The organism is Halosolutus sp. YCN4, from assembly GCF_059736495.1.
Genome location: NZ_JCASSM010000002.1, coordinates 856,910 through 879,063 on the forward strand (window position 1 = coordinate 856,910; position 22,154 = coordinate 879,063).

The 22,154-nt window shown below is 66.6% G+C and carries 20 protein-coding genes and 1 tRNA gene; 12 read left to right on the forward strand and 9 right to left on the reverse strand.

Annotation, left to right across the window (positions count from 1 at the left end; genetic code table 11):
• Nucleotides 1–125: 125 nt before the first annotated feature.
• The 4 genes from AC6I6X_RS10515 to AC6I6X_RS10530 form a co-directional block, all read right to left on the reverse strand.
• The gene (locus tag AC6I6X_RS10515) at nucleotides 126–695 is read right to left on the reverse strand and encodes a (2Fe-2S)-binding protein (RefSeq protein ID WP_497930459.1); all 570 of its coding nucleotides are present in this window, start codon (nucleotides 693–695) and stop codon (nucleotides 126–128) included.
• 180 nt (nucleotides 696–875) lie between these two features.
• Nucleotides 876–3,320 (reverse strand): xanthine dehydrogenase family protein molybdopterin-binding subunit, encoded by a 2,445-nt coding sequence (locus AC6I6X_RS10520; protein WP_497930460.1) that lies wholly within the window; start codon nucleotides 3,318–3,320, stop codon nucleotides 876–878.
• Nucleotides 3,313–3,852, reverse strand: coding sequence for a (2Fe-2S)-binding protein (locus tag AC6I6X_RS10525; RefSeq protein WP_497930461.1), 540 nt, complete (start codon nucleotides 3,850–3,852; stop codon nucleotides 3,313–3,315). The genes AC6I6X_RS10520 and AC6I6X_RS10525 overlap by 8 nt, the downstream gene beginning before the upstream one ends.
• A gap of 101 nt (nucleotides 3,853–3,953) precedes the next feature.
• Nucleotides 3,954–4,334 (reverse strand): Rid family detoxifying hydrolase, encoded by a 381-nt coding sequence (locus tag AC6I6X_RS10530; protein ID WP_497930463.1) that lies wholly within the window; start codon nucleotides 4,332–4,334, stop codon nucleotides 3,954–3,956.
• Between the two features lie 224 nt (nucleotides 4,335–4,558).
• Between AC6I6X_RS10530 and AC6I6X_RS10535 the strand changes: the two genes are divergently transcribed.
• The 7 genes from AC6I6X_RS10535 (at nucleotide 4,559) to yqeB (ending at nucleotide 12,014) form a co-directional block, all read left to right on the forward strand.
• Nucleotides 4,559–5,965 (forward strand): NCS2 family permease, encoded by a 1,407-nt coding sequence (locus AC6I6X_RS10535; protein WP_497930464.1) that lies wholly within the window; start codon nucleotides 4,559–4,561, stop codon nucleotides 5,963–5,965.
• 175 nt (nucleotides 5,966–6,140) lie between these two features.
• A complete protein-coding gene (locus AC6I6X_RS10540; protein ID WP_497930465.1) occupies nucleotides 6,141–7,526 on the forward strand; it encodes a uracil-xanthine permease family protein in 1,386 nt (461 codons plus the stop codon).
• Nucleotides 7,527–7,651: 125 nt separating this feature from the next.
• Nucleotides 7,652–9,322: an adenine deaminase gene (gene ade / locus AC6I6X_RS10545; protein ID WP_497930466.1), complete on the forward strand. Its 1,671-nt coding sequence runs from the start codon at nucleotides 7,652–7,654 to the stop codon at nucleotides 9,320–9,322.
• Between the two features lie 148 nt (nucleotides 9,323–9,470).
• The gene (locus tag AC6I6X_RS10550) at nucleotides 9,471–9,842 is read left to right on the forward strand and encodes a DsrE/DsrF/TusD sulfur relay family protein (RefSeq protein ID WP_497930467.1); all 372 of its coding nucleotides are present in this window, start codon (nucleotides 9,471–9,473) and stop codon (nucleotides 9,840–9,842) included.
• Nucleotides 9,839–10,192 carry a DsrE family protein gene (locus AC6I6X_RS10555; RefSeq protein WP_497930468.1) on the forward strand — a complete coding sequence of 118 codons (354 nt, stop codon included), beginning with the start codon at nucleotides 9,839–9,841 and terminating at the stop codon, nucleotides 10,190–10,192. Before AC6I6X_RS10550 ends, AC6I6X_RS10555 begins: the two co-directional genes overlap by 4 nt.
• A 2-nt stretch (nucleotides 10,193–10,194) precedes the next feature.
• On the forward strand, nucleotides 10,195–10,440 hold the full coding sequence (locus AC6I6X_RS10560; protein WP_497930469.1) for a hypothetical protein: 246 nt from the start codon (nucleotides 10,195–10,197) through the stop codon (nucleotides 10,438–10,440).
• Nucleotides 10,437–12,014, forward strand: a complete 1,578-nt coding sequence (gene yqeB, locus AC6I6X_RS10565; RefSeq protein ID WP_497930470.1) for a selenium-dependent molybdenum cofactor biosynthesis protein YqeB — start codon at nucleotides 10,437–10,439, stop codon at nucleotides 12,012–12,014. Before AC6I6X_RS10560 ends, yqeB begins: the two co-directional genes overlap by 4 nt.
• 65 nt (nucleotides 12,015–12,079) lie before the next feature.
• Here yqeB and selD read toward each other — a convergent pair whose 3' ends face one another.
• Together selD and AC6I6X_RS10575 are read right to left on the reverse strand one after the other, a co-directional pair.
• Entirely contained in the window at nucleotides 12,080–13,108 is a 1,029-nt protein-coding gene (gene selD / locus AC6I6X_RS10570) for a selenide, water dikinase SelD (protein ID WP_497930471.1), read from the reverse strand.
• On the reverse strand, nucleotides 13,105–13,359 hold the full coding sequence (locus AC6I6X_RS10575) for a sulfurtransferase TusA family protein (RefSeq protein WP_497930472.1): 255 nt from the start codon (nucleotides 13,357–13,359) through the stop codon (nucleotides 13,105–13,107). Before AC6I6X_RS10575 ends, selD begins: the two co-directional genes overlap by 4 nt.
• A gap of 140 nt (nucleotides 13,360–13,499) precedes the next feature.
• Between AC6I6X_RS10575 and yqeC the strand changes: the two genes are divergently transcribed.
• Entirely contained in the window at nucleotides 13,500–14,252 is a 753-nt protein-coding gene (yqeC, locus tag AC6I6X_RS10580; protein WP_497930473.1) for a selenium cofactor biosynthesis protein YqeC, read from the forward strand.
• A gap of 205 nt (nucleotides 14,253–14,457) precedes the next feature.
• Entirely contained in the window at nucleotides 14,458–15,054 is a 597-nt protein-coding gene (hpt, locus tag AC6I6X_RS10585; protein WP_497930474.1) for a hypoxanthine/guanine phosphoribosyltransferase, read from the forward strand.
• A gap of 914 nt (nucleotides 15,055–15,968) precedes the next feature.
• Here the strand turns inward: hpt and AC6I6X_RS10590 are convergent.
• A tRNA-Ile gene (locus AC6I6X_RS10590) sits at nucleotides 15,969–16,042 on the reverse strand.
• A 68-nt stretch (nucleotides 16,043–16,110) separates the two neighbouring features.
• A complete protein-coding gene (locus AC6I6X_RS10595) occupies nucleotides 16,111–16,719 on the reverse strand; it encodes an FxsA family protein (RefSeq protein ID WP_497930475.1) in 609 nt (202 codons plus the stop codon).
• A 248-nt stretch (nucleotides 16,720–16,967) separates the two neighbouring features.
• Here AC6I6X_RS10595 and AC6I6X_RS10600 point away from each other — a divergent pair, with 248 nt between their 5' ends.
• Both AC6I6X_RS10600 and AC6I6X_RS10605 read left to right on the forward strand, forming a co-directional pair.
• A complete protein-coding gene (locus tag AC6I6X_RS10600) occupies nucleotides 16,968–18,614 on the forward strand; it encodes a DUF255 domain-containing protein (RefSeq protein WP_497930476.1) in 1,647 nt (548 codons plus the stop codon).
• Nucleotides 18,615–18,696: 82 nt separating this feature from the next.
• Nucleotides 18,697–19,500: a TrmB family transcriptional regulator gene (locus tag AC6I6X_RS10605; RefSeq protein ID WP_497930477.1), complete on the forward strand. Its 804-nt coding sequence runs from the start codon at nucleotides 18,697–18,699 to the stop codon at nucleotides 19,498–19,500.
• Between the two features lie 83 nt (nucleotides 19,501–19,583).
• On the opposite strand, the gene mptA is transcribed toward AC6I6X_RS10605, so the two are convergent.
• Entirely contained in the window at nucleotides 19,584–20,516 is a 933-nt protein-coding gene (gene mptA / locus AC6I6X_RS10610; protein WP_497930478.1) for a GTP cyclohydrolase MptA, read from the reverse strand.
• 341 nt (nucleotides 20,517–20,857) lie between these two features.
• Here mptA and AC6I6X_RS10615 point away from each other — a divergent pair, with 341 nt between their 5' ends.
• Nucleotides 20,858–21,778 carry a nucleotidyltransferase domain-containing protein gene (locus AC6I6X_RS10615; protein WP_497930479.1) on the forward strand — a complete coding sequence of 307 codons (921 nt, stop codon included), beginning with the start codon at nucleotides 20,858–20,860 and terminating at the stop codon, nucleotides 21,776–21,778.
• Nucleotides 21,779–22,154: the final 376 nt, after the last annotated feature.

Sequence of the window (22,154 nt, forward strand, 5' to 3'; positions counted from 1 at the left end):
CGTCTCGGTCATTTCTCCGGAGGCACCCGCGTCTCGCGGTTCGTCCCGCTCGATCCCTTCCATCCCGCCGTCCCCCTCGACGGCGTCGGCGTCCGCGTCGGCCCGGTCGGCGTCGTCGGGCGTACTCATCGGTCGGTCTCACCTCGCCGATCGGCCCCCGTCGGTCGGTCGCCGGCACAGTGACAGTCACAGCCCCGGTCGGCCGCCGATCGCCCGCCGTCCGCGGCGACTGCCTGTTCCGCCAGGCGATCCGACGCGTCGAGGACCGCCTCGACGATCTTCTTGTACCCCGTACACCGACAGAGGTTGTCCGAAAGGGCCTCGCGTACCTCGGCCTCGTTCGGGTCCGGATTCTCCTCCAGCAGCGCCTTCGATCGCATGATCATCCCCGGGATACAGAAGCCACACTGGAGCGCCGAGTTGTCGACGAACGCCTGCTGGACCGGGTGGAGGTCGTCCTGGGTGCCCAGTCCCTCGATCGTCTCGACGGTCGCGCCGTCGACGTTCGTGACGGGCGTCACGCACGACATCGTCGGCTCGCCGTCGACCTGGACCGTACACATGCCGCACGCGCCGGTGTCACAGCCCCGCTTCGCGCCCGTGTACCCGTTTCGACGCAACACGTCGAGGAGGAGGTCGGACTTCGATACCTCGAACGTCCGCTCGTTACCGTTGATTGTACAGTCGATGTGCATATCGCTCACTCTACGGGTGATGCTAACACTATGTACTCACCATCGCGCGCTGGCACCTAAATAATTGTCGAGGTTTCTGCTCTGTACTGGTTCGTAAAAAACCACGTCGGCGAGGGGTGGCAGTTCGCCGCGGGGGCGATCGGAACTCGATTCGCCTCGGCTTCCGGATCGAGATGCGATTCAGTCGCCGTTCTCGAGCGCTGATTTGATCTTCTCCGCGGTGATCGGCATCTCCGTAATGCGGACGCCGACCGCCTCTCGGATGGCGTTGCTCAGCGCGGGCGGGACCGTGTTCGTCGGCACCTCGGCGACGGACTTCGCGCCGAAGGGGCCGGTCGGTTCGTGGGTCTCGACCAGGATCGACTCGATCGTGGGCGTCTCCGCGGCCGTCGGCCAGTCGTAGTCGTCGAAGCCCCGCACTTCCGATCGGCCCTCGTCGTCGAACGTGATGCCCTCGCTGACGGCCATCTCGTAGCTCATGTGGTTCGCGCCCTCGACCTGCCCCTCCGCCATGCCGGGGTTGATCGCGACGCCGCAGTCGACCGCGACGACGAGTTTGGCGACCTCGAACTCGCCGGTTTCCTCGTCGACGGTGACGTCCGCGAACTGCGCGGCGAACGGCGGCGGGCTCTCCTCCGTGCAGTGGGTCCCCTTGCCGAGGATGTGTTCGCGCTCGTCGTGACCGTAGGCGGCCTCGTAGCCGATCTCTTCGAGGGTTACGCTCGCGCCCGTCTCCTCGCTGTACACCTCGCCGTCGCCGGTATCGAGGTGCGATTCGGGCTCCTCTAAGAGCTTCGAGGCCCAGTGGAGGATCCGCTCTTTCGCGTCTTCGGCGGCTTTCTTGACGGCCATGCCGCTGATGTAGGTCGTCGACGAGGCGTACGCGCCGTAGTCGAAGGGCGTGACGTCCGTGTCCGACGATTTGATGACGATGTCCGTCTCGTCACAGCCGAGCACCTCGGCCGCGATCTGGATGAACGCCGTGTCGGCCCCCGTTCCGATGTCGACGCCGCCGACGTGGAGGTGGAACGAGCCGTCCTCGTTCATCATGAGCTGTGCCGCGCCGAGTTCGTCGCCCGCGACGCCGGTTCCCTGGGCCGAGAGCGCCATCCCGATACCGCGGTGGAGATGGTCCTCGTCGGGCTGTTCGACGTCGTCCCAGCCGATCGCCTCTTTCCCGCGCTCGATACACTCGTCGAGGCCGCACGATCGGATCCGCCGTTCTGCGCCTTCGCCGCCCATCATGCCGGCGATCTCGTCGAGGTCACCGACCTCCATGTAGTGGCGCTGGCGGAAGTCGACGGGATCCAGGTCGAGGTCGCGCGCGACCTCGTCGAGGTGTCCCTCGAGCGCGAGGGTCCCCTGCGGTGCGCCGTAGCCGCGCATCGCGCCGGTCTGTGGCGTGTTCGTGTGGACGATGTCGGCCTCGAACCGCGCGTTCGGGACCTTCGAGTACAGCGGCATCGGCTTGCTCCCGACGTTTCCGGCGACCGTCATCCCGTGGCTCCCGTACGCGCCCGTGTTCGAGAGGGCGTACAGGTCGATCGCTTCGATTGCGCCGTCCTCGGTGACCGCGGTGCGCGCTCGCACCGTCATCGGGTGACGCGAGCGCATCGCGTGGAATTCCTCTTCGCGCGTGGCCTCGTAGAGGACGGGCCGATCGGCCGCCAGCGAGAGCGCGAGCGGAATCGGCTCGACGACCATCGCCTGCTTGCCGCCGAAGCCGCCGCCGACCCGGGGCTTCGAGACGCGAACGTCTCGAATGGGGACGTCGAACAGGTGCGCCAGTTGCCGGCGCGTGTGGTTCGGCACCTGCGTGCTGGTGACGAGGACGTGGCGATCGTCCTCGTCGGTGTACGCGAGGGTGGTGTGGGGCTCGATCTGGGCGTGTGACTGGCGGATCGTCTCCCACTCGGTCTCGTGAACGTGGACGTCGTCGCGCGCTACGGCCGCCTCGACGTCGCCGATCTCGCCCTCGATCCGGGACATCCGGTTCCGGCTGTAGTCGTGGCCGACGATCTCGTTCTCGACTTCGTCCTCCTCGAACAGCCGCGGCGCGTCCGCGGAGTGGGCCTCCTCGGGATCGAGCACGTACTCCGCTTCCTCGTACTCGACCTCGATGCTGTCGGCCGCGGCGCGTGCGGTTTCGGCGTCCTCGGCCGCGACCGCTGCGATCGGATCGCCGACGTACCGGACGTGCTCGTTGAGCACGTTCATGTCCCACGGACTCGGCTCGGGGTAGGACTGGCCCGCGCTCGTGTACTTCGCGTCGGGCGTCTCCTCGGACCACGGCGTCAGGACGGCGTGGACCCCGTCCATCGCCTCGGCCGCACTCGTGTCGATACCCGTCACGTAGCCGTGTGGGATCTCGCTTCGCACGACCGCGGCGCGTGCGAGGTCGGGGAACTGCGTCTCGTAGTCCGCCGTGTACTTCGCCCGGCCGGTGACGAGTTTCGGATCGTCGTCCTTCTGGGCCGGTCGCGAGACGCTGGCTCGCTCGTGGGGGGCCAGATCGTTGTTCGCGGGTTCGTCCCACTCGAGGGGGTGTTCCTCCAGTTCCGGGGACTCTCCCTCCGGGTGCGATGCGGCACCGCCGTCGGGTGTCGGCTCGTCCGAATCACTCATGGGTCTCACCGCCGCGTTCGGTCCCGGGAGCGGTGGTCGTGGGGGACGTACCGCCGTCGGTCGCGACGGTCCCGCCGTTCACCCGCTCCGCGGCGTCGAGTATCGCCTCGACGGGTTTCTGGTAGCCGGTACACCGACACAGGTTGTCGTCGATCGCCGCCCGGACCTCCGCTTCGCTCGGGTCCGGGGTCTCCTCGAGCAACGCTTTCGTCTGGATGATCATGCCGGGGATACAGAAGCCACACTGGACCGCGAAGTGATCGACGAACGCCTGCTGGATCGGGTGGAGGTCGTCCTGGGTGCCCAGCCCCTCGATCGTCACGATCGTCGCGCCCTCGGCGTCCTCGACGGTCGTCCCGCAGGCCATCCGGGCCTCGCCGTCGATGAGCACCTTCGAGGCCCCGCAGACGCCGCCGTCACAGCCGCACTTCACGCCGGTGTACCCCTCGCGTCGCAGGGCCGTCGCGAGGTCCTCGTCCGGGGCCGCCTCGATCGCCAGCGCGTCGCCGTTGACGGTCAGGTCGAACTGCACAGTGATCCCTCCTGTGAGCGTGTCACTAGCATGCGTGTCGTAGTGTAAGATGGGAGACAGCGCTACAAATAAGTATGGTTGCCCGGTGGCTGTCGACTCGCTCACCCGTTCGCCGCGATCGCTTCGATCTCGACCCCGACACCCTTGGGCAGGTTCGCAACCTCGACGGCGCTCCGGGCGGGGGGTTCCGCGTCGAAGAACTCGGCGTAGGTCTCGTTCATCTCGTCGAAGGTCTCGATGTCGTCGAGGAAGACGGTCACCTTGAGGACGTCGCTCGTCTCGAGGTCCTCCTCGGCCAGGACGGCTTCGACGTTGCTGAGCGCCTGTTCCGTCTGGACCGCGATCGGTTCGTCGTCGAGCAACTCCCCGTCGGCGGTCATGGGGATCTGCCCGGCCGTGAACGTGACGTCGCCGGTGGTCGTCGCCTGACTGTAGGCCCCGACCGCGGCCGGTGCGTCGTCGGTACTGATCACGCGCTTCATACGCCTCGATACCGGTCCGACCGCTTAAACGTTGTCCAGGTCGGGGTATCTGCGTGCGTTTTCCGCTCTCCGATCGCCGCAGTTGGGCCCGTTTCGTGCGTCGATCCGGTCGCAACAACTGTGTGCCACGGACCGATCGTCGTGTGTCACAGGGGCGAGACGGGTGTGCGGACGTGGGTGTCGGAGCGTCGATCAGGGAAAATTATATAATGGTATGGTGTGGCATGGCGCATATGTCAGATTCGACCGGTACGCAGTCCTGGCTAGGGGAGTACTTCGGATTCGAGGAGCACGGGACCGATTTGCGGACGGAACTGATCGCGGGTGCGACGACGTTCCTGACGATGTCGTACATCATCGTCGTGAATCCCGCGATCCTCTCCGAGGCGATCCAGATCGATGGCTACTCCCAACAGGAGGTGTTCCAGATGATCGCCATCGCGACCATTCTGGCGTCCGCCGTCGCCATCCTGGTGATGGCGTTTTACGCGAATCGGCCGTTCGGATTGGCCCCGGGGATGGGGTTGAACGCGTACTTCGCGTTCACCGTCGTGATACTGCTCGGCGTCCCCTGGCAGACGGCGCTCGCGGCCGTCTTCGTCGAGGGCGTGATCTTCATGGCCCTGACGTATTTCGGCGCGAGACGGTACGTCATCGAACTGTTCCCGGCGCCGGTCAAGTTCGCCGTCGGTGCGGGGATCGGCCTGTTCCTGCTGTTGCTCGGCCTCATCGAGATGAACGTCATCGTTCAGTACGAGGCGACGCTGGTCCAGTTGAACGACGTCGCGACGGACCCGGTCGCACTCGTCGCACTCGCGGGACTCGGGTTCACGTTCATCCTGTACGCACGAGATATCACCGGCGCGATCATCATCGGGATCCTCACGACCGCGATCGCGGGCTGGGGGCTCACGCTCGGCGGCGTCGTCGATCGGGGCGTCCTCGCACCGGCGCAACTCGCCTCGCCGCAGTACGACATCACGCCCCTGGCCGGGGCCTTCCTCGAGGGCTTCGGGCAGATCGAACCGGCGACGTTCGTCCTGGTCGTGTTCACGTTCTTCTTCGTCGACTTCTTCGACACCGCCGGGACGCTGATCGGCGTCTCGCAGTTCGGCGGCTTCCTCGACGAGGACGGCGACCTCCCGGAGATGGAGAAGCCGCTGATGGCCGACGCGGTCGGCACGACGTTCGGGGCGATGGTCGGCACCTCGACGGTGACGACGTTCATCGAGAGTTCGACCGGGATCGAAGAGGGCGGACGGACGGGAATGACGGCGCTCACCGTCGGCGTCCTCTTCCTGCTCTCGCTCGTGGCCGTACCGCTGATCGCCGCGATCCCGCAGTACGCGTCGTACCTCGCGCTGGTGGTCGTCGGGATCATCATGCTCCAGGGCGTGACGGACCTCGACTGGGAGGACCCGGCCTGGCTCATCTCGGGCGGACTCACCATCACCGTCATGCCGCTCACGGCCTCGATCGCCAACGGACTGGCGGCGGGGATCATCAGCTATCCGGTCATCAAAACGACGATGGGGGAGACGGAGGACGTCCGACCCGGGCAGTGGGTCCTGGCCGCGGCGTTCGTGCTCTACTACTACGTCTCGGCGGGCGGCGTGATATCCGGAACGTAGGGGGACGACGTCGAACTGTGGCCTTTGCGCGGCACATGCTGGACAAATACGCCGTCTTAATACGAATTTCCCGGAATCGATGGACGATCGTGGGAGTAATACGAACCGCTGTGGGTAAATGTGGTTGTAACAAAGATTTTATCACTACCCAGGGAGATTTGTACCGTGTTATCCCATGTCATCCAACGATGGATCCATCGAACTGGCGTACGAGCTAGAAGAGAAACCGCCGACGCTCAGGGCGATCTTCCTCGGCTTGCAACACGTCTCGGCGATGTTCGTTCCGACGATCGCCGTGGCCATCATCGTCGCCGGCGCGATCGGGGTCGGCGCCGCCGACACGACCTACCTGATCCAGATGGTCCTGATATTCTCCGGGCTGGCGACGCTCTTGCAGGTGTTCCCGATCGGTCCGGTCGGGGCGCGTCTCCCCATCGTCATGGGGTCGAGTTTCGCGTTCGTCGGTGCGGCGATCTCGATCGGCGGACAGTACGGTCTCGACGCCGTCTTCGGTGCGATCGTCATCGCGGCGCTCGTCGAGGTCCTCATCGGCTGGCAGTACAAGCGAGTCAAACAGCTGTTTCCGCCGCTCGTAACGGGCCTGATCGTGATGATCATCGGCCTCTACCTGATCCCGGTCGGGATGGACTACGCGGCCGGCGGTGTCGATGCCGCCGACTACGGCGCGCCGTATCACCTCGGACTCGCCGGACTCGTCCTGGCGATCACCGTCGGAATGAACCTCTTCATGGAGGGTATCTGGCGCATCCTCAGCATTCTCATCGGGATCGTCGTCGGCTACGTCGCGGCCGTCGCCATCGGTATCGTCGACTTCGGCGCGGTCGCGGAGGCGAGCTGGTTCGCGCTCCCGATTCCCGGTCGGTTCGGGTTCGCGTTCGAACCGATCGCCATCCTGACGTTCACCGCGATCCACATCACAGCCGCGATCGAGTCGATCGGCGACATGTCCGGCATCACGGCCGCGGAGGGGCGGAACCCGGACGACTCCGAGATCCGCGGCGGTCTGTTCGTCGACGGAATCGGGAGTTCGATCGGGGCCATCTTCGGGGCGTTCCCGCTGACGACGTTCTCGCAGAACGTCGGCATCATCAACTTCACTGGCGTGATGAGCCGGTACGTGGTCGGCGTCGGCGGCGTCGTACTGCTGTTGCTCGGGTTCGTTCCCAAGGTCAGCGCCGTCGTCGCGACGATCCCCCAGGCCGTCCTCGGCGGCGCGGTGCTGGTCATGTTCGGGATGGTGATGGCGAGCGGACTGCGACTTATCTTCCTGAACGAGCGCATGAACCGGCGGAACATGGTCATCATCGCCGTCTCGATCGGACTCGGCCTTGGCGTCGAACTTCGACCCGAGATATTCGAGGCGATGCCGGAGGGCGTCGACATCTTCTTCGGCAACGCGGTCATCATGACCGCGTTCGCGGCCGTCCTGCTCAACTCGCTCGTCCCGCGTCCGGACGGGGAGTACGAGATGGGCCTCGAGGAACCGGTCGACGGCGACGACCGGTCTCCCGCCGACCCGTCCGTCGTCCAGGAGGACTGACGGAGACGACACATGGTCACCGAGTGGACGTTCACGCGACCTACGCACGGGCCGATCGATCGCCCGGCCGATCGGGTGTCGGCCACGACGGCCGGCGGCCGGACCGCCGCTGCCGGAGGTGACGAATGACTCGCGTCGACACGCTCGTTCGCGGGACGCTCGTCAACGTCAACACGGGCGTGCTCGAGGACCGCGCCATCGCGATCGACGACGGCGAGGTCGTGGCGCTCGAGGAGCGGCCGGCGGATCGCGAACTCGAGGCCGAGTACGTCGCTCCGGGACTGATCGACGCGCACAAGCACGTCGAATCGAGCATGGTCACGGTGCCCCAGTACGGCGACGCGATGGTGCCTCGCGGGGTGACGAGCGTCGTCCACGACCCCCACGAGATCGCGAACGTCCTCGGCGCGGCGGGCGTCCGGGCCGTCTTCGAGGACGCGACGAAGACGCCGCTGAAGGCCCGGTTCAGCGTCCCCTCGAGCGTTCCGGCCTCGGGCCTGCAGGACGGCGGCGCCACGCTCGACGCGGACGACGTCGCGGCGTTGCTCGATCACGACCACGTCGTCGCGCTCGGCGAGGTGATGGATCTCCCCGCGCTCGTGTCGGGCGAGACGGGCCTGCACGCGAAGATCCGGGCCGCCCGGGAGCGCGGACTCACCGTCGACGGGCACCTGCCCCGGGTGACCGGCTCCGACCTGCAGGAAGCCGCGCGCTACCTCGACAACGACCACGAGAGCATCACCGAGGCCGAGGCGCGCGAGAAGGTCGATCTCGGATTCCGGGTCTACCTGCGCGAGGGGTCGTCGTCGAAGAACCTCGCCGACCTCGTCGGCCTCGTCGACGAGGTTCCCACGCGGCGGTTGTCGCTGTGTTCTGACGATCGGGACGTGGTCGACCTGGTCGAGAACGGCGGCGTCGACTTCGCGGTGCGCAAGGCGATCGACCTGGGCGTCGACCCGGTCGAGGCGGTGCAGATGGCGACGCTCAACACGGCCGAGGCCTACGACCTCCCGTTCGGCCGGATCGAACCCGGCGCGCCGGCCGACCTGGTGTTGCTCGAGGACCTCGAGACGTGGGCCGTCGAGCACGTGCTCGTCGACGGGGACCTCGATCCCACGCGTACCGATCGCGACCCGCCGTCGACCGCGCTCTCGTCGGGAACGGTCGAGTTCGATCCGGTCGCGGAACGCGACCTGGCGCTCGAGGCACCGGATTCGTCGACTGAGCGCGCCGACGTCCGGGTGATCGACATCACCCGGGGGATCCAGACCGGCCGCGCGGAGGCGTCCCTGCCGGTCGTCGACGGCGCGATCGAACCGCGTCCCGACGACGACGTGCTCTCGATCGCAGTTATCGAGCGCCACGGACGCGACGGCGGGATCGGCCGCGGCTTCGTCCGCGGACTCGGTCTCGAGCGGGGGGCGATCGGGTCGACGGTCGCCCACGACGCACACAACTGCGTCGTCGCGGGGACGTCCGTCGACGCGATGGCGCAGGTCGCGAACCACCTCCGGGACGTCGGCGGCGGCATCGCCGTCTACGATCCGGATCGGGATGGCGAGGGGATCACGGCGGTTCCCCTGCCCGTCGCTGGCCTGATGTCCGACCAGCCGTTGCCGGTCGTCTGCGACCAGTTCGAGACGGTGATCGATCGCGCCGAGGCACTCGGACTCGGTCGTCACGGACTGATGACCCTCTCGTTCCTCGCGCTCGAGGTGATCCCCGAGTACCGACTGACGAATCGGGGGCTGGTCGACGTCGAGCGCTGGGAGCACGTCGACGTCGTGATCGAGTGACCGGCGACTCCCGGCCGCCGTCTCCGGACTCATCCACCCGTCCCGCCGATCGGCCCGTCCGCCTGCGGCCACCCCGCCGATCGACCCGTCCACCTGCGGTATTGGGCCATGCTAACTCTTATTATCGTTCTCTGCCAACCGTTCGGACATGATCCACGTCGGGTTCTTGCTCACCGGCGGGCCCTTCGACAGCGAACGGTGGCGGACCGCCTACGAACTCGGGCGGGCGGCGCTCGACGCCGGGCACGAGGTCACGTACTTTCACTATCTCGACGGCGCGTACGTCCCCGTCGCCGACCAGCACCTCCCCGACTGCTCGGACGCGGGGCTGTTCGACGAGATGCCGACCGAGAAGTTCCAGGAGTTGATCGCCGACGGCGCGGCGGTGATCTGCTGTGGGCTCTGTGTCAATGCCCGCGGGATCGACGCCGAGACCGACTACCCGGACGGCGTCGAGGTCGGCCTGCTCCCGGATCTCGCGGACACGATCGGCGAGGCCGACAGGGTGATCTCGCTATGAAGCGCGACGTCGTCGTCATGCTCACCCGGGCGCCGTACGGCCGGGTCCACGTGTCCGAAGGGCTCCGGGCCGCCCGCGGCGTCGCGGCCGGCTTCGATCGCCACGACGTCTCGGTCGTGTTCACCCAGGACGGCGTCTACGCCGCTCGCGAGGCGATCGATCGGGACGCGCTCAACATGACGGGCCACCTGGCCGACCTGAACGCGGAGGACGGAGAACTGTTCGTCGACGCGGCCTCGATGCGGAACCGGGACGTCACGAGCGACGAGATCGCCCCCGACGTCAGCGTCCGATCGGGCGAGGCGATCGCGTCGATGATCGAACGCGCGGACCACACGCTTGATTTCTGACCATGCTCTACCTGATCGACGAACCGATGGCCGAGATTGGCTGTCGAACGGCAGCGACCGACGGCGACGTCGTCGTCGTCCTGATACAGGACGGCGTCCTGCTCGATCCGGACGTCGACGCGCCGACGCTCGCGGTCGAACGGGACGTCGAGATGCGCGGGGTGACCCTCCCCGAGCGGATCGACACCGTCACGTACGACGAACTGATCGAACTCGTGGTCGACCACGAGGTGAGGAGTTTCGTATGACGCTGTTCGATCGCCTCGACGACCTCGTCGAGCGGGGGCGACCGGCCGCGATGCTGACCGTCGTCGACAAGGACGGCAGCGCGCCGCGGGACGTGGGCGCGAAGATGCTCGTGACCGCGAACGAGGAATACGGCACGATCGGCGGCGGGACGGTCGAAGGACTCGCCGTCGAGGAAGCCCGCGAGGTACTCCGCGGCGACGCGGAGCCCGGGGTCCGAACGTACGAACTGCGCCCCGGCGGCAACACCGGCATGGTCTGTGGCGGCTCGATGGACGTCTTCGTCGACCGGATCCGTGGCCGCTCCCGGCTTTACGTCGCCGGCGGCGGTCACATCGCGGTCGAACTCGCCGCGATGGGCGAGCGACTCGGCTACGACGTCACGGTCGTCGACGATCGCGAAGCGTACGCGGACCCGGAGCGATTCCCCGACGAGACGGACGTCGTCTACGGGAGCTACGACGAGGTGCTCGCCGACCGCCCGATGACGTCGGAGACGGCGGTCGCGGTCGCGACGCGAAGCGGGACGTTCGACCAGCAGGCCGTCGCCGCCGCGCTCGACGGCGGCGCCGGCTACGTCGGCCTCGTCGCCAGCGAGGACAAGGCCGCACACGTCGTCGACTCGCTCCGCGAGGACGGCTACTCGCGTCGCGACCTCGTCCGCGTTCGCTCGCCCGTCGGCCTCGACCTCGGCGGCGGCGGCCCCGCGGACGTCGCGCTCTCGATCCTCGCCGAGATGCACCGCGATCGCCACGGGGCCAACGGCGATCGCGCGACCCGCCTGAATCTCGAGGATCTCGTCGTCGTCCGGGGCGGCGGCGACCTCGGGAGCGGCGTGGTCTATCGTCTCCACCGGGCGGGGTTCCCGGTCGTCGTGACCGAGACGGCCCGGCCGACGGTCGTCCGTCGCGCGGTCGCGTTCGCGAGCGCGATGTACGAGGAGAGGATCACCGTCCAGGGCGTGACGGCGCGTCGCGTCGCCGGCGTGGACGAGGCGATCGCCGTCCTCGAAGACGGCGAGGTGCCCGTCCTCGACGATCCGAACGCCGCCGTCGTCGACGATCTCGACCCCCTGGCCGTCGTCGACGCGATCATGGCGAAAGGGAAGACCGACACCGGGACCCGGCGGGACCTCGCGGACGTCGTCGTCGGCCTCGGTCCCGGATTCGAGGCCGGCGAGAACGTGGACGCGGTCGTCGAAACCGATCGCGGCCACGAACTCGGCCGCGTCATCTACGACGGCACGCCGCGTCCGTACGACGGCGAACCCGGCGAACGGCGGGGGTACACCCACGAACGCGTCCTCCGTGCGCCGAGCGCGGGCACCTGGTCGCCGGCCGTCGAGATCGGGGCGCGCGTCGAGGCCGAGTCGATCGTCGGGCACGTCGACGACGACCCCGTAGTCACGGAGATCGGGGGACTCGTCCGGGGCCTCGTCCACGACGGCGTCGCCGTCTCCGCCGACGCGAAACTCGGCGACGTCGACCCGCGCGAGGACGTCGATCACACGAAAATCTCGGACAAGGCACTCTGTCTCGGCGGCGGTGTTCTCGAGGCGGTGCTCAATCTCTCGTGAGCGCTCCCGGATCGCCTCGATCGTCTCGCGGGGGTCCCCGCGTCGACTCGATCGTCTCGTGACCGTTACTCGCGGATCGACTCGATCGTGGGATCGACGAGCCTCGCGCCGGTGCCGTCGGTGACGCGGCCGACCTCGCGATAGAAGACGTCCGCAGCTGTGAGCGCGTCCTCGAACGCGTCGGTCCGCGACTCCGGGATCGACAGCAATAGGCCGCCGCTCGTCTCCGCGCTCTCCCCGTCCTCGAGTCCGTAGCCGAAGAGCCGCGAGAGTTCGAGGGTCCCGTCGATGACGGGCAGGTGCGTGAGTTCGACGCCGACGGCGGCGTTCTCGGCGAGGACGCGGGCCTGTCCGAGGAGGCCGAAGCCCGTGACGTCGGTCGCGGCCGTCGCGTACTCGCGGGCCGCGAGCATGGCGTCCCTGTTCGGGGTCGTCATCCACGCGAGCGCCTCGTCGGCGACGCGCTGGACGGGTCTGGGCGTCGCGTCGGCGATCGTCTCGGCGAACTCCCCGTCCCGCACTCGATGGCCCCCCATCGCGGCCTGGGTCCCGAGCGGTTTGGTCAGGTAGAGGCGTTCGGTCGGCGACGCGTCGCCCGTCCGGAGCAGGTGTTCCGGCGACGCGGTCGCGGTAACGGACCCGCCGGCGACCGGCCACGGGTTCATGATGGTGTGGCCGCCCGCGACGACGCCGCCCATCTCGTCCACCGCGTCGACGATCCCCTCCAGGATCTCCGTGGCCGCGTCCGTCACCGCTCGCGGGAGACCGAGCACGACGAGAAACGTCAGGTCCTCGGCGGCACCGGTCGCGAAGGCGTCGCTGGCGGCGTTGCACGCGGCGACGCGGCCGAACGCGTACGGGTCGTCCACGATCGGCGTGAAGAAATCGATCGTCGTCACGAGACTGCGATCGTCCGCGATCCGGCGGGCGCTCGCGTCCTCGCCGACGCCGAACTGCAGGTCCGTCTGCGGGGCCGACAGGCCGACGTCCGCGAGCAACGAGTCGAGGTCGTCCTGTCCGACCTTGCACGAGCAGCCGTGCAGTTCCGCGTACTCGGTCAGGGCCGGCGAACGATCGGCCGCCTCGTCGGTCATCGGTCCCCCTCGATCGGATCGTCCGCGGTCGGCCGGATCAGCAATTCGAAGCCGCCGTCGGCGTCGTCGGGTGCCGGCCGATCTTCGACCTCGTACCCGTGTTTCGTACACGTTCGACGGAGGTTCCGCTCGGCCGGCGGATAGTCGCCGCGAACGAGCAGTTCGTCGCCCGCCTCGAGGTCGCCGAGGCGTCGCCGGACGATGAGCGCGGGACGCGGACACACTTCTCCGGTGACGTCCACTCGTTCCATGCGACACTCTACCGAGGCCGTCGGAATAATTGTGTCGCCGCCGTCGGATCGAGGCGAGCGCTTCGGCTCAGGGCGTCCCCGCCGGATCGAAACGTTCGCATCGCCGTAACGCTCATCCCGTCGGCCCGACAGGTGCAGGTATGAACCTCGCCGACACGCTCGGACTCGGGGACGAGGAACTCGTCTCGTTCGTCGGTGCCGGCGGGAAAAAGACCGCCATGGGACGACTCGTCGCGGCGGCGGACGATCGCGGTCTCGCGGCGGCCTACGCCACGACGACGCACATGCCGCCACCCGCGGCCCTCCCGCTCGTGCTCGCCGATCCAGACCGCGTTCGGCCCGTTCTGGACGAGGTGCCAGCGCCGATCGCCCTGGCGAGCGATCGGGTCACCGATCCGGACCGCGTCGACGAGAAGGTTCGCGGCTACGACCCCGCCGTCCTGAGTTCGCTGTTTCGAGACGGGGCCGTCGACTGGTTCCTCGTCAAGGCCGACGGGGCCAGAATGCGCGAATTCAAGGCTCCGGGGCCGGACGAACCGCCGATTCCTCGGGCCAGCACGTGCGTCGTCCCGGTCGCCTCCGTCCGGGCCGTCGGCCGTCCGCTCACGGCGGACGTCGTTCACCGCGTCGATCGGGTCGAGCGCCTGTCGGGGCTCACCGAGGGGGACCCGCTCACGCCGGACGCCGTCGGGCGAGTCCTCGCACACCCACGCGGCGGACTGAAGCACGTTCCCGACGACGCCACGGTCGTCCCGATCGTCAACAAGGCGGACGACGACAGCCTCGAACGACGCGCGAAAGCCGTCCTCTCGGCGGCGCTCGAACGCACCTCGCGGTTCGATCGCGGGCTCGTCTGTTCGTTCGAATCGGACAGCCTCACGGTCGTCAGGTGACTGATTCGAACGTCTCACGACCCATGGGAATCTCGGTTCGAACCCGTCCGCCGCCGCGTTCGAGACGAGCGGTTTTATTTGGAGAGCGATCGTCCGTGAGGCGAGAACGGGAGCGACGGACCCGCGACTCGATCGCGGTCGCACGGCGACCGCTGGCCCGAACCGCTGACCAATATCTTTTATTCGGTCTGCGAGAACTACCGACATGGATAAACTGGAACGGTCGATGCACGAGGCGCCGATCATCGAGAAGGGCGACTACGAGTATCTCGTGCATCCGATCAGCAACTGCGTCCCGAAACTCGACCCGGCGCTGCTCCGGGAAGTCGCGTCGCGCATCGTCACGACGGCCGACCTCGAGGACGTGGACAAGATCGTCACGCCCGCGGCGATGGGCATTCACATCTCCACCGCCGTCTCCTTGCTCACCGACATCCCCCTCGTCGTCATCCGCAAACGCGAGTACGGCCTCGACGGCGAGGTTTCGCTGACACAGCAAACCGGCTACGCCGAGAGCGACATGTACATCAACGACGTGGAAGCGGGCGATTCCGTGCTTCTACTCGACGACATGCTTAGCACCGGCGGGACTCTCCGGGCGATTACGGACGCACTCGACGCGATCGGGGCCGACATCGTCGACATCGTTGTCGTCATGCGCAAGGTCGGCGGCGAGGACGCTCTCGAGGGCATCGACCACGACGTCACGTCGATCCTCGATATCACCGTCCGGGACGGCGTCGTGACGATCGTCGACGACGCAGTGCCGTCTCCGCGCGGTGATCGCGATCGAACCCAGTAGCAGCGACGCTCGATCGGGGCCTCTGGACTGACTACCTGTTGCAGAGCGATCGCTGTGGGCCGCGGGGTCGTTTATAGATAAAAATCCTAGTATATTCAAAAACTGGAATGATACGAGAACTACTTCCTCCGAAGAACGTTGTTCGTCGCCTTTCCATCTCGTCTCTGCACCAGTCGTCGAACGATCCGTTTCGCCGCCCGATATTCGCTATCTCTCCGTTTCGGCGGCTCGTAAGCGATAGATTCGCCTCTCCTGTAGCACGACGTCGGTTTCGAACCGCGAAAACGACTTCCGTCGGCATTCGGCACCTGAAGTGGCTGATTTTGCGTGGCAGGTCATCCTCACAGTCACTGGTGGCGATCGCGTCCATAACGTCTCGTACAGACCGCTGATCGTTCCATCTAGAAAATTACACAAAATGTAAATATATTATTCATTCTGGTACCTTTGGATAGAGGTGTGTATAGCGTCGTTCTCACCGATCGGTTCAGATCGTTCTCTCGTGGGTCCGAAACACGGCGTCCAGCGATCACCCGGCGTTCGGAACTCATCGAAACCGCGTATTCGGACGGGAACCGATCCGCGCGATCGAGTCGTTTTTTCACTGCCGAACCGATCGGCCCCGCCCCGTCAAACCGGCGTAAGCCAGCACGGTCGTCCGTCTCGCGAGAACGCCAGCCCTGGGAGTGTCGATCGAATTGAATTTCGACTTCGAGGTCAGTCCGGGTAATTCGCTTCGCTCACCGTCCGGGATGCGACGTCTTCGCAGAAGTAAGGGTTAACTCGGATTTGAACCACCTGAAGACGGATTCACTCGCTTCGCTCGTGAGCGTGCGTCTTCCGTAATTCAAATCCGAGTTCGATCAACGTTTGACGCTCACGGCTCACTCCATTCGCGTTGTTCGCGTCAAAAGTGGGCCAACTCGGATTTGAACCGAGAGCCTCCACCTTATCAGAGTGGCGCTCAACCTGATTGAGCTATTGGCCCGCGTCGGCATCAGTTAGTTGTCCGCTGGTATGTTTAAGCGTTTCTTTCTTCGGGGGCCGTGAGAATCGCTACCGAGCGAGGGGGTCGCGATCGTCGCCCTCGTCTCCGTCCCCGTCTCGATCGTCCTCGCCGAAATCGATCGTATATGATTCGTCGGCGCTCGAATCGACGGAATACGCGTCCTCGCCGAGGTCGTAGGTACCGCCGTCGGTCGATTCCGTCGAGTCGACGCCGGTTCCGCGAGCGTCGTCGTTAGGGAACCCGAACGTCCAGACGTTGCCCGAGACGAAGCCGTCGGCCTTCTTGTCCGCGTACGGGACGATCACGAAGCGTTTGAGCGCCATCCGGATCGGAACGCGGCTGATCGGGAGCACCAGCAGGAACCCGAGCAGATCCGTGACCAGCCCGGGAGTGAGCAGGAAGGCTCCGGCGGCGATCAGCAGTCCGCCGTCCAGGAGTTCGTTCGTCGGCGGCGTGCCCTGGGCCAGCTGGCGTTGCATCTTCCGGATCGTCCGCCGCCCCTCGGCGCGGACCAGCAGCATACCGACGAGTCCAGTCAGGACGACGAGCAGGACCATCCCGACCCAGGTCACGAAGCCGAACTGGGTGACGATGACGCCGAGTAGCACCGCGTCGAGAAAGGGGATGAGCAACAGCGCGAAGATCCACCGGAGCATGCCTCGATATAGCCGACGAAGGGTGAAAACCCTTTACTCTCGTCGCGTCGCTCGCTCTTCGTTCCGGGAACGGGTTGTCTCTCCGAACCAGCGATTATGCCCTCCTTGAAACTCCCGCCCGCGTCGGCTGGCCGGACAGGCTACTGTGGGTAACTTTCGTGGCGATATTGTCGATCGAACGGCAGTGTCACATCGTTTCGATCGATTCACAGCGAAGGGCTTACGCCCGCGACACCCGAGGCACCGGTATGGACGATCCGACACGCGTCGAGTGGCGCGAGTGGGGCCAGGACGCCTTCGACGAGGCCGATGCGGCGGACAAGCCCGTGTTGCTCTCGCTCACTGCGACGTGGTGTGACCACTGCCACGAGATGGACGCGGAGACGTACGCGGAGCCCCGAATCGCGGCGAACGTCAACGACAGCTTCGTCCCCGTGCGCGTCGACGTCGATCGCCACCCTCGGGTGCGCGATCGGTACAACATGGGCGGGTTCCCATCGACGGTCTTCTGTGCGCCCGACGGCGGCGTTCTCACGGGTGCGGGCTATCTCGGCCCCGACGGGATGCGGCAGGTGTTAGACAGCGTCCGGACCATGTGGGAGACGAAGGGGAGCGGCGCGGCACGGATCCCGCGCCCGCTGCGGGAGGACAACCCGCCTGCCGGCGACCTCACGCCCGAGATCGAGTCGGCGATGCTCGGCCAGTTGACCGAGACCTACGACGAGGTCGCCGGCGGCTGGGGCGACGGACCGAAGTTTCCGCTCCCGGACGCCCTCGAGTTCGCGCTCAAGCGCGATCGGGAGATGGCGCTTCGCTCGTTCGACGCCGTCGGGGCGAACCTGCTGGACGAGTACGACGGCGGCTTCTACCGCTTCGCGACCGATCGGGACTGGTCGGGACTCCAGCACGAGAAACTGCTCGACTCCAACGGCGCGCTCGTGCGGGCGTTCGCCAACGCCTACCTCCACACCGGCGCGGACGAGTACCGCGAGCCCGCCGAGCGCACGATCGAGTATCTGACGACGACGCTGTGGAACGGCAGTGCGGACGCGTTCGCGAACAGCCAGGCCCCCGGCGAGCCGGTGGCCCACGGACTCGACGCGACCGATCGGGCGACTGCCGACGAACCGCCGGTCGACGAGGGCGTCTTCGCCGGGTCGAACGCGCTCGCGATCGAGGGGCTGCTCACGTACTACGCCTACACGGACGACGAGCACGCCCGTCGGTACGCCGAGCGGGCGCTCGCGACGCTCCGGGGGGACCTGCTCGAAGGGGGCGTCGCACGCCACGAGCGCGACGCGACGCTCCAGGCCGACACCGACCCGACGTGCCTGCTCGCGACCCAGGCGCGCGTCCTTGGCGCGCTCGCGACGGCCGCCAGCACGATCGAGACGGACCTGCTCGAGGACGCCCGTGCGGTCGCGGACGCGACGATCGACCGGCTCCACGACGAGGACTCGTTCCTCGACGGCCCGGCGACGGGCGTCGGCCTCTGTGACCGGCCGCTGCGGCCGCTGGATTCCAACGTCGCGTTCGCCGACGGATTGCTCGAACTCGCGGTGCTCTCCGGCGAGGACCGGTACCGGACGTACGCCCGCGAGACGCTCGAGGCGTTCGCGGGAGCGAGCGATCGGTTCGGCGTCCAGATCGCCCGCTACGGGACGGCCGTCGCTCGCCTGCTCGAGGGACCGCTGGTGATCCGGGTCGCCGAGGAACCGGGAACCGACCTCCACCGGGCGGCGCTCCGACTCGCCGACCACGAGAAAGTCGTCGTCCCGGACGCGACCGACGACCTCGAACCGGGAACGGCACGGGTCGAACGCGACGGTCGCCGTTCGACGCCAGCCGAAACTCCGGAACAGTTGAGCAACCGCGTTCGGGACATGCACGAGTAACGTGCGGCCCTGAGGCGGCCGAGATCGATCGAGCGGCAAACCACCACAGCGTTTATGTTTCTACAGTCAGTGGTGCTTGCATATGGCTAGCCTCAGGGACCTCGGGCTCTCCGAATACGAAGCCCGGGCCTATCGAGCACTGCTGAACACTGGCCCGACGACCGCGAAGGAACTCTCGCGCGCGAGCGACGTCCCGATGGGTCGGATCTACGACGTGCTGAACAGCATCGAGCAGTACAACCTCGTTCGTAGCCAGACGGCGAGCCGCCCGAAGAAGTACGTCGCCGTCGAACCCTCGACCGCCCTCGATCGGCTGCTCGACGACAAGAAACGCGAACTCGAGGAGAAGGCCGAACAGTACGAGTCGATCGTCGACGACCTCGCCGACGAACTCGATGCGGCCGAACCCGTCGAGGAGCAGTTCTGGACCGCCGCCGTCGGCCCCGAGGAGACGATCGACCTCCTCCTCGAACGGCTCGCAGCTGCGGACCGGGACATCGTCATGGTCGCCGCGGATCCGGTCCCCCAGATGGACATTCGGACGGTCGGCGACGAGGTCCTCGCCCAGCTCGAGGACGCCCTCGATCGCGGCGTCTCGGTCGACATCCTGATGACCCGGGATCTCGTCGCGTCCCTCTCCGAGAACGTCGGCAAACGGTACCGGGAGACGTTACAGGCGCGACAGGACTTCGACGTGCGGACGAGCGAGGAGGTCACCGGCTCGTTCAACATCATCGACGGCGTCGAAGTCTGTATCCAGGTGCCGAACCCCCTCTCTTCGAGCGAGGCGTTCGGGATGATCGACCTGAAAGATCCCGAGTTCGCCGCGGACGTCCACGACGAGTTCACGCCACACTGGCAGGGCGCCGAACCGCTCGAGTTCTGATCGATCGTCCGGAGCAACTTTGCCGGCACGTTCGCGGTCCAACGACGGCCGATATCTTCTATGCGGGGTTCCTTGTGCGGCGTTCAGTGTTCGCTGTTGACTTCTTCACGCAGGGTCGCCATCTCGACGACGCGTTCGGCGTGAGCGTTGTGCTGGTGGATCGACTCGTCGTTGGACTGTTTCATCGTGATGACGGCGTCGTCCGGGAGGTGATCGAACTGGTCGACGACGCCCTCGGCCATCGATCGGACGCAGTCCTCGACGAACTTCGCGTCGGCGTGGGCCGCGTAGGTCATGTGGTCCTCGTCGGGCCGTTTCGCGAGGTTGTAGATCCGCGCGCTCATCGAATCGCGAGCGACGTCGATGAGGTCGTTCAGGTCCACCGCGGGGTCGCCGCCGGCCTCGATCGTCAGCGTGGCGTGGCCGCGCTGGGAGTGGCCGGGCTGTGGGACTTCCTCCAAGAACTGGGTGATCGTCTCCTCCTCGACGCCCAGGTTCTCGAGGGTGTCTTTCGCTCTCGCGGCGGACATCCCCTGCGAACACGGGCAGACGGTCATCCCGGTGACCGTGGCACCGATCTCCTCGCGGGTTCCCTCCTCGGTCGCCGTCGCGGCGGCCACGATATCGACCGTGTGCTGGGTCTCGCGATCGCTCGCGGGCGTCTGCTCCCGGCGCATGAACTCGGCCTCCATCGAGACCTCCGCGCGCGTAGTGTAGTCGTGCTTCTCGAGGAGTCGTTCGGCGGCCTCGCCGCAGACCTCCTCGACGCGGTAGGCCTCGTCGCGGGTCGCGTCCTCGAGAATCTCGTCGATGACCTCCATGTTGCGGCTCATGTCCGCCCCCTTGCGCCAGGCGGGCAGGTCGACGAAGACCTCGAACTCCGCGGTCAGCACGATCGGGCGCTTGTCCTCGCGGGCGATCTTGACGAGTTTCTCGACGCCGGTGACGCCGACCTGGCTCAGGCCGACGGTGACCTCCGGTGACGTGGCCTGCACGTCCGGCAGTTGGTGACTCATTGGCCGCATTCAGGGTAGCAGGCGATTATGGCTTTCGGAACCCGTAGTATACGGACGACGACTGAGTCGACGATGATTTTCGGCGGTCCGACCTCTCGTTGGGGCTCGATCGTCCATTAAGTACTTCTGGTCACAAGGTGAAGATACGACGGGAGATCGCCGCTTCTCCGGATGCCATCCCACGGAGCGACAGCGTCACGTCCGATTGACTACGTCACGTTCGATCGGTCGGTCACCGATCGTCCTTTAAGTGCCTCTGGTCACAAGGTGAAGCTACGAAGGGCTTTTCGAGGCGCCGATCGAACCGGACAGCCGACGCTCCGCCGGTCGCTGTCCCATCCATGACGTTCGTCCCACAGCGCGTCCACGAGACCGTCGCGGCGCACCTCGACGCGATCGAAACCCGCCACGATGTCGCCGTCGCGTTCGCGGCCGCCCGCGGGAGCCACGCCTGGAACGCGGCCGCACCGGACAGCGACTACGACGTCGGGTTCGTGTTCGTCCCGACCGATCTTCGGGTCTACGCCCACCTCGACGGTCCGGACGACGTCATCACGATCGGTCGCGGCGAGTTCGAGTACCAGGGCTGGGACGTCCGGACGGTCGCCGCCCTGCTCGCGGACTCCAACGACGGCGCCATCGACCTGCTCCGGAGTCCGATCCGATACCGGTCTGCGTACGACCCCGGCGAACTACGGGCGTACGTCGAGCGGACGTACAACCCGATCGATCTCTATCACGCCTGGCGCGGCATCGCGACGAGCAACTACCGGAAGTACCTCTCCGACCACCTGGTTCGTACCGACGACGCGATCTTCCCGATCGTCGAGCAGCGCGACGACGAGTACGTCGTCGAGGCGGCCGACGGACCGACGACGATCGATCGGGGCGACGACCGGTACGCCGAAACGCGGACGCGGCCGACGGTGAAGCGCAACCTCACGATCTGTCGGGCGGCGATGTCGGCCCGCTACCTGAAAGCGACGGGCGAGCGCGGGGGACACGATCTGCCGACGCTCAATTTCGGTCGGTTCCTGGCGGAACAGGCACCGGCCGTCTTCGACGCGGATCGGATCGCCCTCGCGAGGGACCTGCTCGAACGGAAACGACGCGGTGAGGGTGCGGCGACGATCGGCGACGCCGTCGGACGGGAATTCGCACGCCCGCCGCGGGAGATCGACCCCGCGATTCACGCACGCGACGGCCCCGATCACGATCGGCTGGACGCGTTCGTCGACGAGATGATCGGGGCGGTCCAGTGATCGAACCGTCGAGGCCGATCGTTCTTTAAGTGGTTCTGGTTACAAGCTGGAGCTATGACGGGAGGACGGCGATTCTGAGGGTTTCTTCGCTACGTAGCGACTGGACCGTTCCGCTCGGTTGAGGCCGGTCGGTCCGATCGTCATTTAAGTACTTCTGGTCACAAGGTGAAGCTACGAAGGGCTTTTCGGCGCACTCGATCGGAACGCGACAGCCTCGCGATCGGACCGCGAGTCGTCCCGTACGGGCCTGCGATTGTGATCGTTGGTCGCGGCTCTCGCGATCGGCTCGAAGACGTATCACGAGGACTGTCAGTCCCGGTTAGAGGTCCGGCGAAACGAGCGAGCCTTTTTCCGTCTCCCTGTCCGAGCGGAACAC

Bases quoted from the DNA above. Each gene is read 5' to 3' on its own strand.
- AC6I6X_RS10515 (WP_497930459.1), bottom strand. From the start codon at position 695: ATGCACATCGACTGTACAATCAACGGTAACGAGCGGACGTTCGAGGTA.
- AC6I6X_RS10520 (WP_497930460.1), bottom strand. From the start codon at position 3,320: ATGAGTGATTCGGACGAGCCGACACCCGACGGCGGTGCCGCATCGCAC.
- AC6I6X_RS10530 (WP_497930463.1), bottom strand. From the start codon at position 4,334: ATGAAGCGCGTGATCAGTACCGACGACGCACCGGCCGCGGTCGGGGCC.
- AC6I6X_RS10535 (WP_497930464.1), top strand. From the start codon at position 4,559: ATGGCGCATATGTCAGATTCGACCGGTACGCAGTCCTGGCTAGGGGAG.
- AC6I6X_RS10540 (WP_497930465.1), top strand. From the start codon at position 6,141: ATGTCATCCAACGATGGATCCATCGAACTGGCGTACGAGCTAGAAGAG.
- ade (WP_497930466.1), top strand. From the start codon at position 7,652: ATGACTCGCGTCGACACGCTCGTTCGCGGGACGCTCGTCAACGTCAAC.
- AC6I6X_RS10550 (WP_497930467.1), top strand. From the start codon at position 9,471: ATGATCCACGTCGGGTTCTTGCTCACCGGCGGGCCCTTCGACAGCGAA.
- AC6I6X_RS10555 (WP_497930468.1), top strand. From the start codon at position 9,839: ATGAAGCGCGACGTCGTCGTCATGCTCACCCGGGCGCCGTACGGCCGG.
- AC6I6X_RS10560 (WP_497930469.1), top strand. From the start codon at position 10,195: ATGCTCTACCTGATCGACGAACCGATGGCCGAGATTGGCTGTCGAACG.
- yqeB (WP_497930470.1), top strand. From the start codon at position 10,437: ATGACGCTGTTCGATCGCCTCGACGACCTCGTCGAGCGGGGGCGACCG.
- selD (WP_497930471.1), bottom strand. From the start codon at position 13,108: ATGACCGACGAGGCGGCCGATCGTTCGCCGGCCCTGACCGAGTACGCG.
- AC6I6X_RS10575 (WP_497930472.1), bottom strand. From the start codon at position 13,359: ATGGAACGAGTGGACGTCACCGGAGAAGTGTGTCCGCGTCCCGCGCTC.
- yqeC (WP_497930473.1), top strand. From the start codon at position 13,500: ATGAACCTCGCCGACACGCTCGGACTCGGGGACGAGGAACTCGTCTCG.
- hpt (WP_497930474.1), top strand. From the start codon at position 14,458: ATGGATAAACTGGAACGGTCGATGCACGAGGCGCCGATCATCGAGAAG.
- AC6I6X_RS10595 (WP_497930475.1), bottom strand. From the start codon at position 16,719: ATGCTCCGGTGGATCTTCGCGCTGTTGCTCATCCCCTTTCTCGACGCG.
- AC6I6X_RS10600 (WP_497930476.1), top strand. From the start codon at position 16,968: ATGGACGATCCGACACGCGTCGAGTGGCGCGAGTGGGGCCAGGACGCC.
- AC6I6X_RS10605 (WP_497930477.1), top strand. From the start codon at position 18,697: ATGGCTAGCCTCAGGGACCTCGGGCTCTCCGAATACGAAGCCCGGGCC.
- mptA (WP_497930478.1), bottom strand. From the start codon at position 20,516: ATGAGTCACCAACTGCCGGACGTGCAGGCCACGTCACCGGAGGTCACC.
- AC6I6X_RS10615 (WP_497930479.1), top strand. From the start codon at position 20,858: ATGACGTTCGTCCCACAGCGCGTCCACGAGACCGTCGCGGCGCACCTC.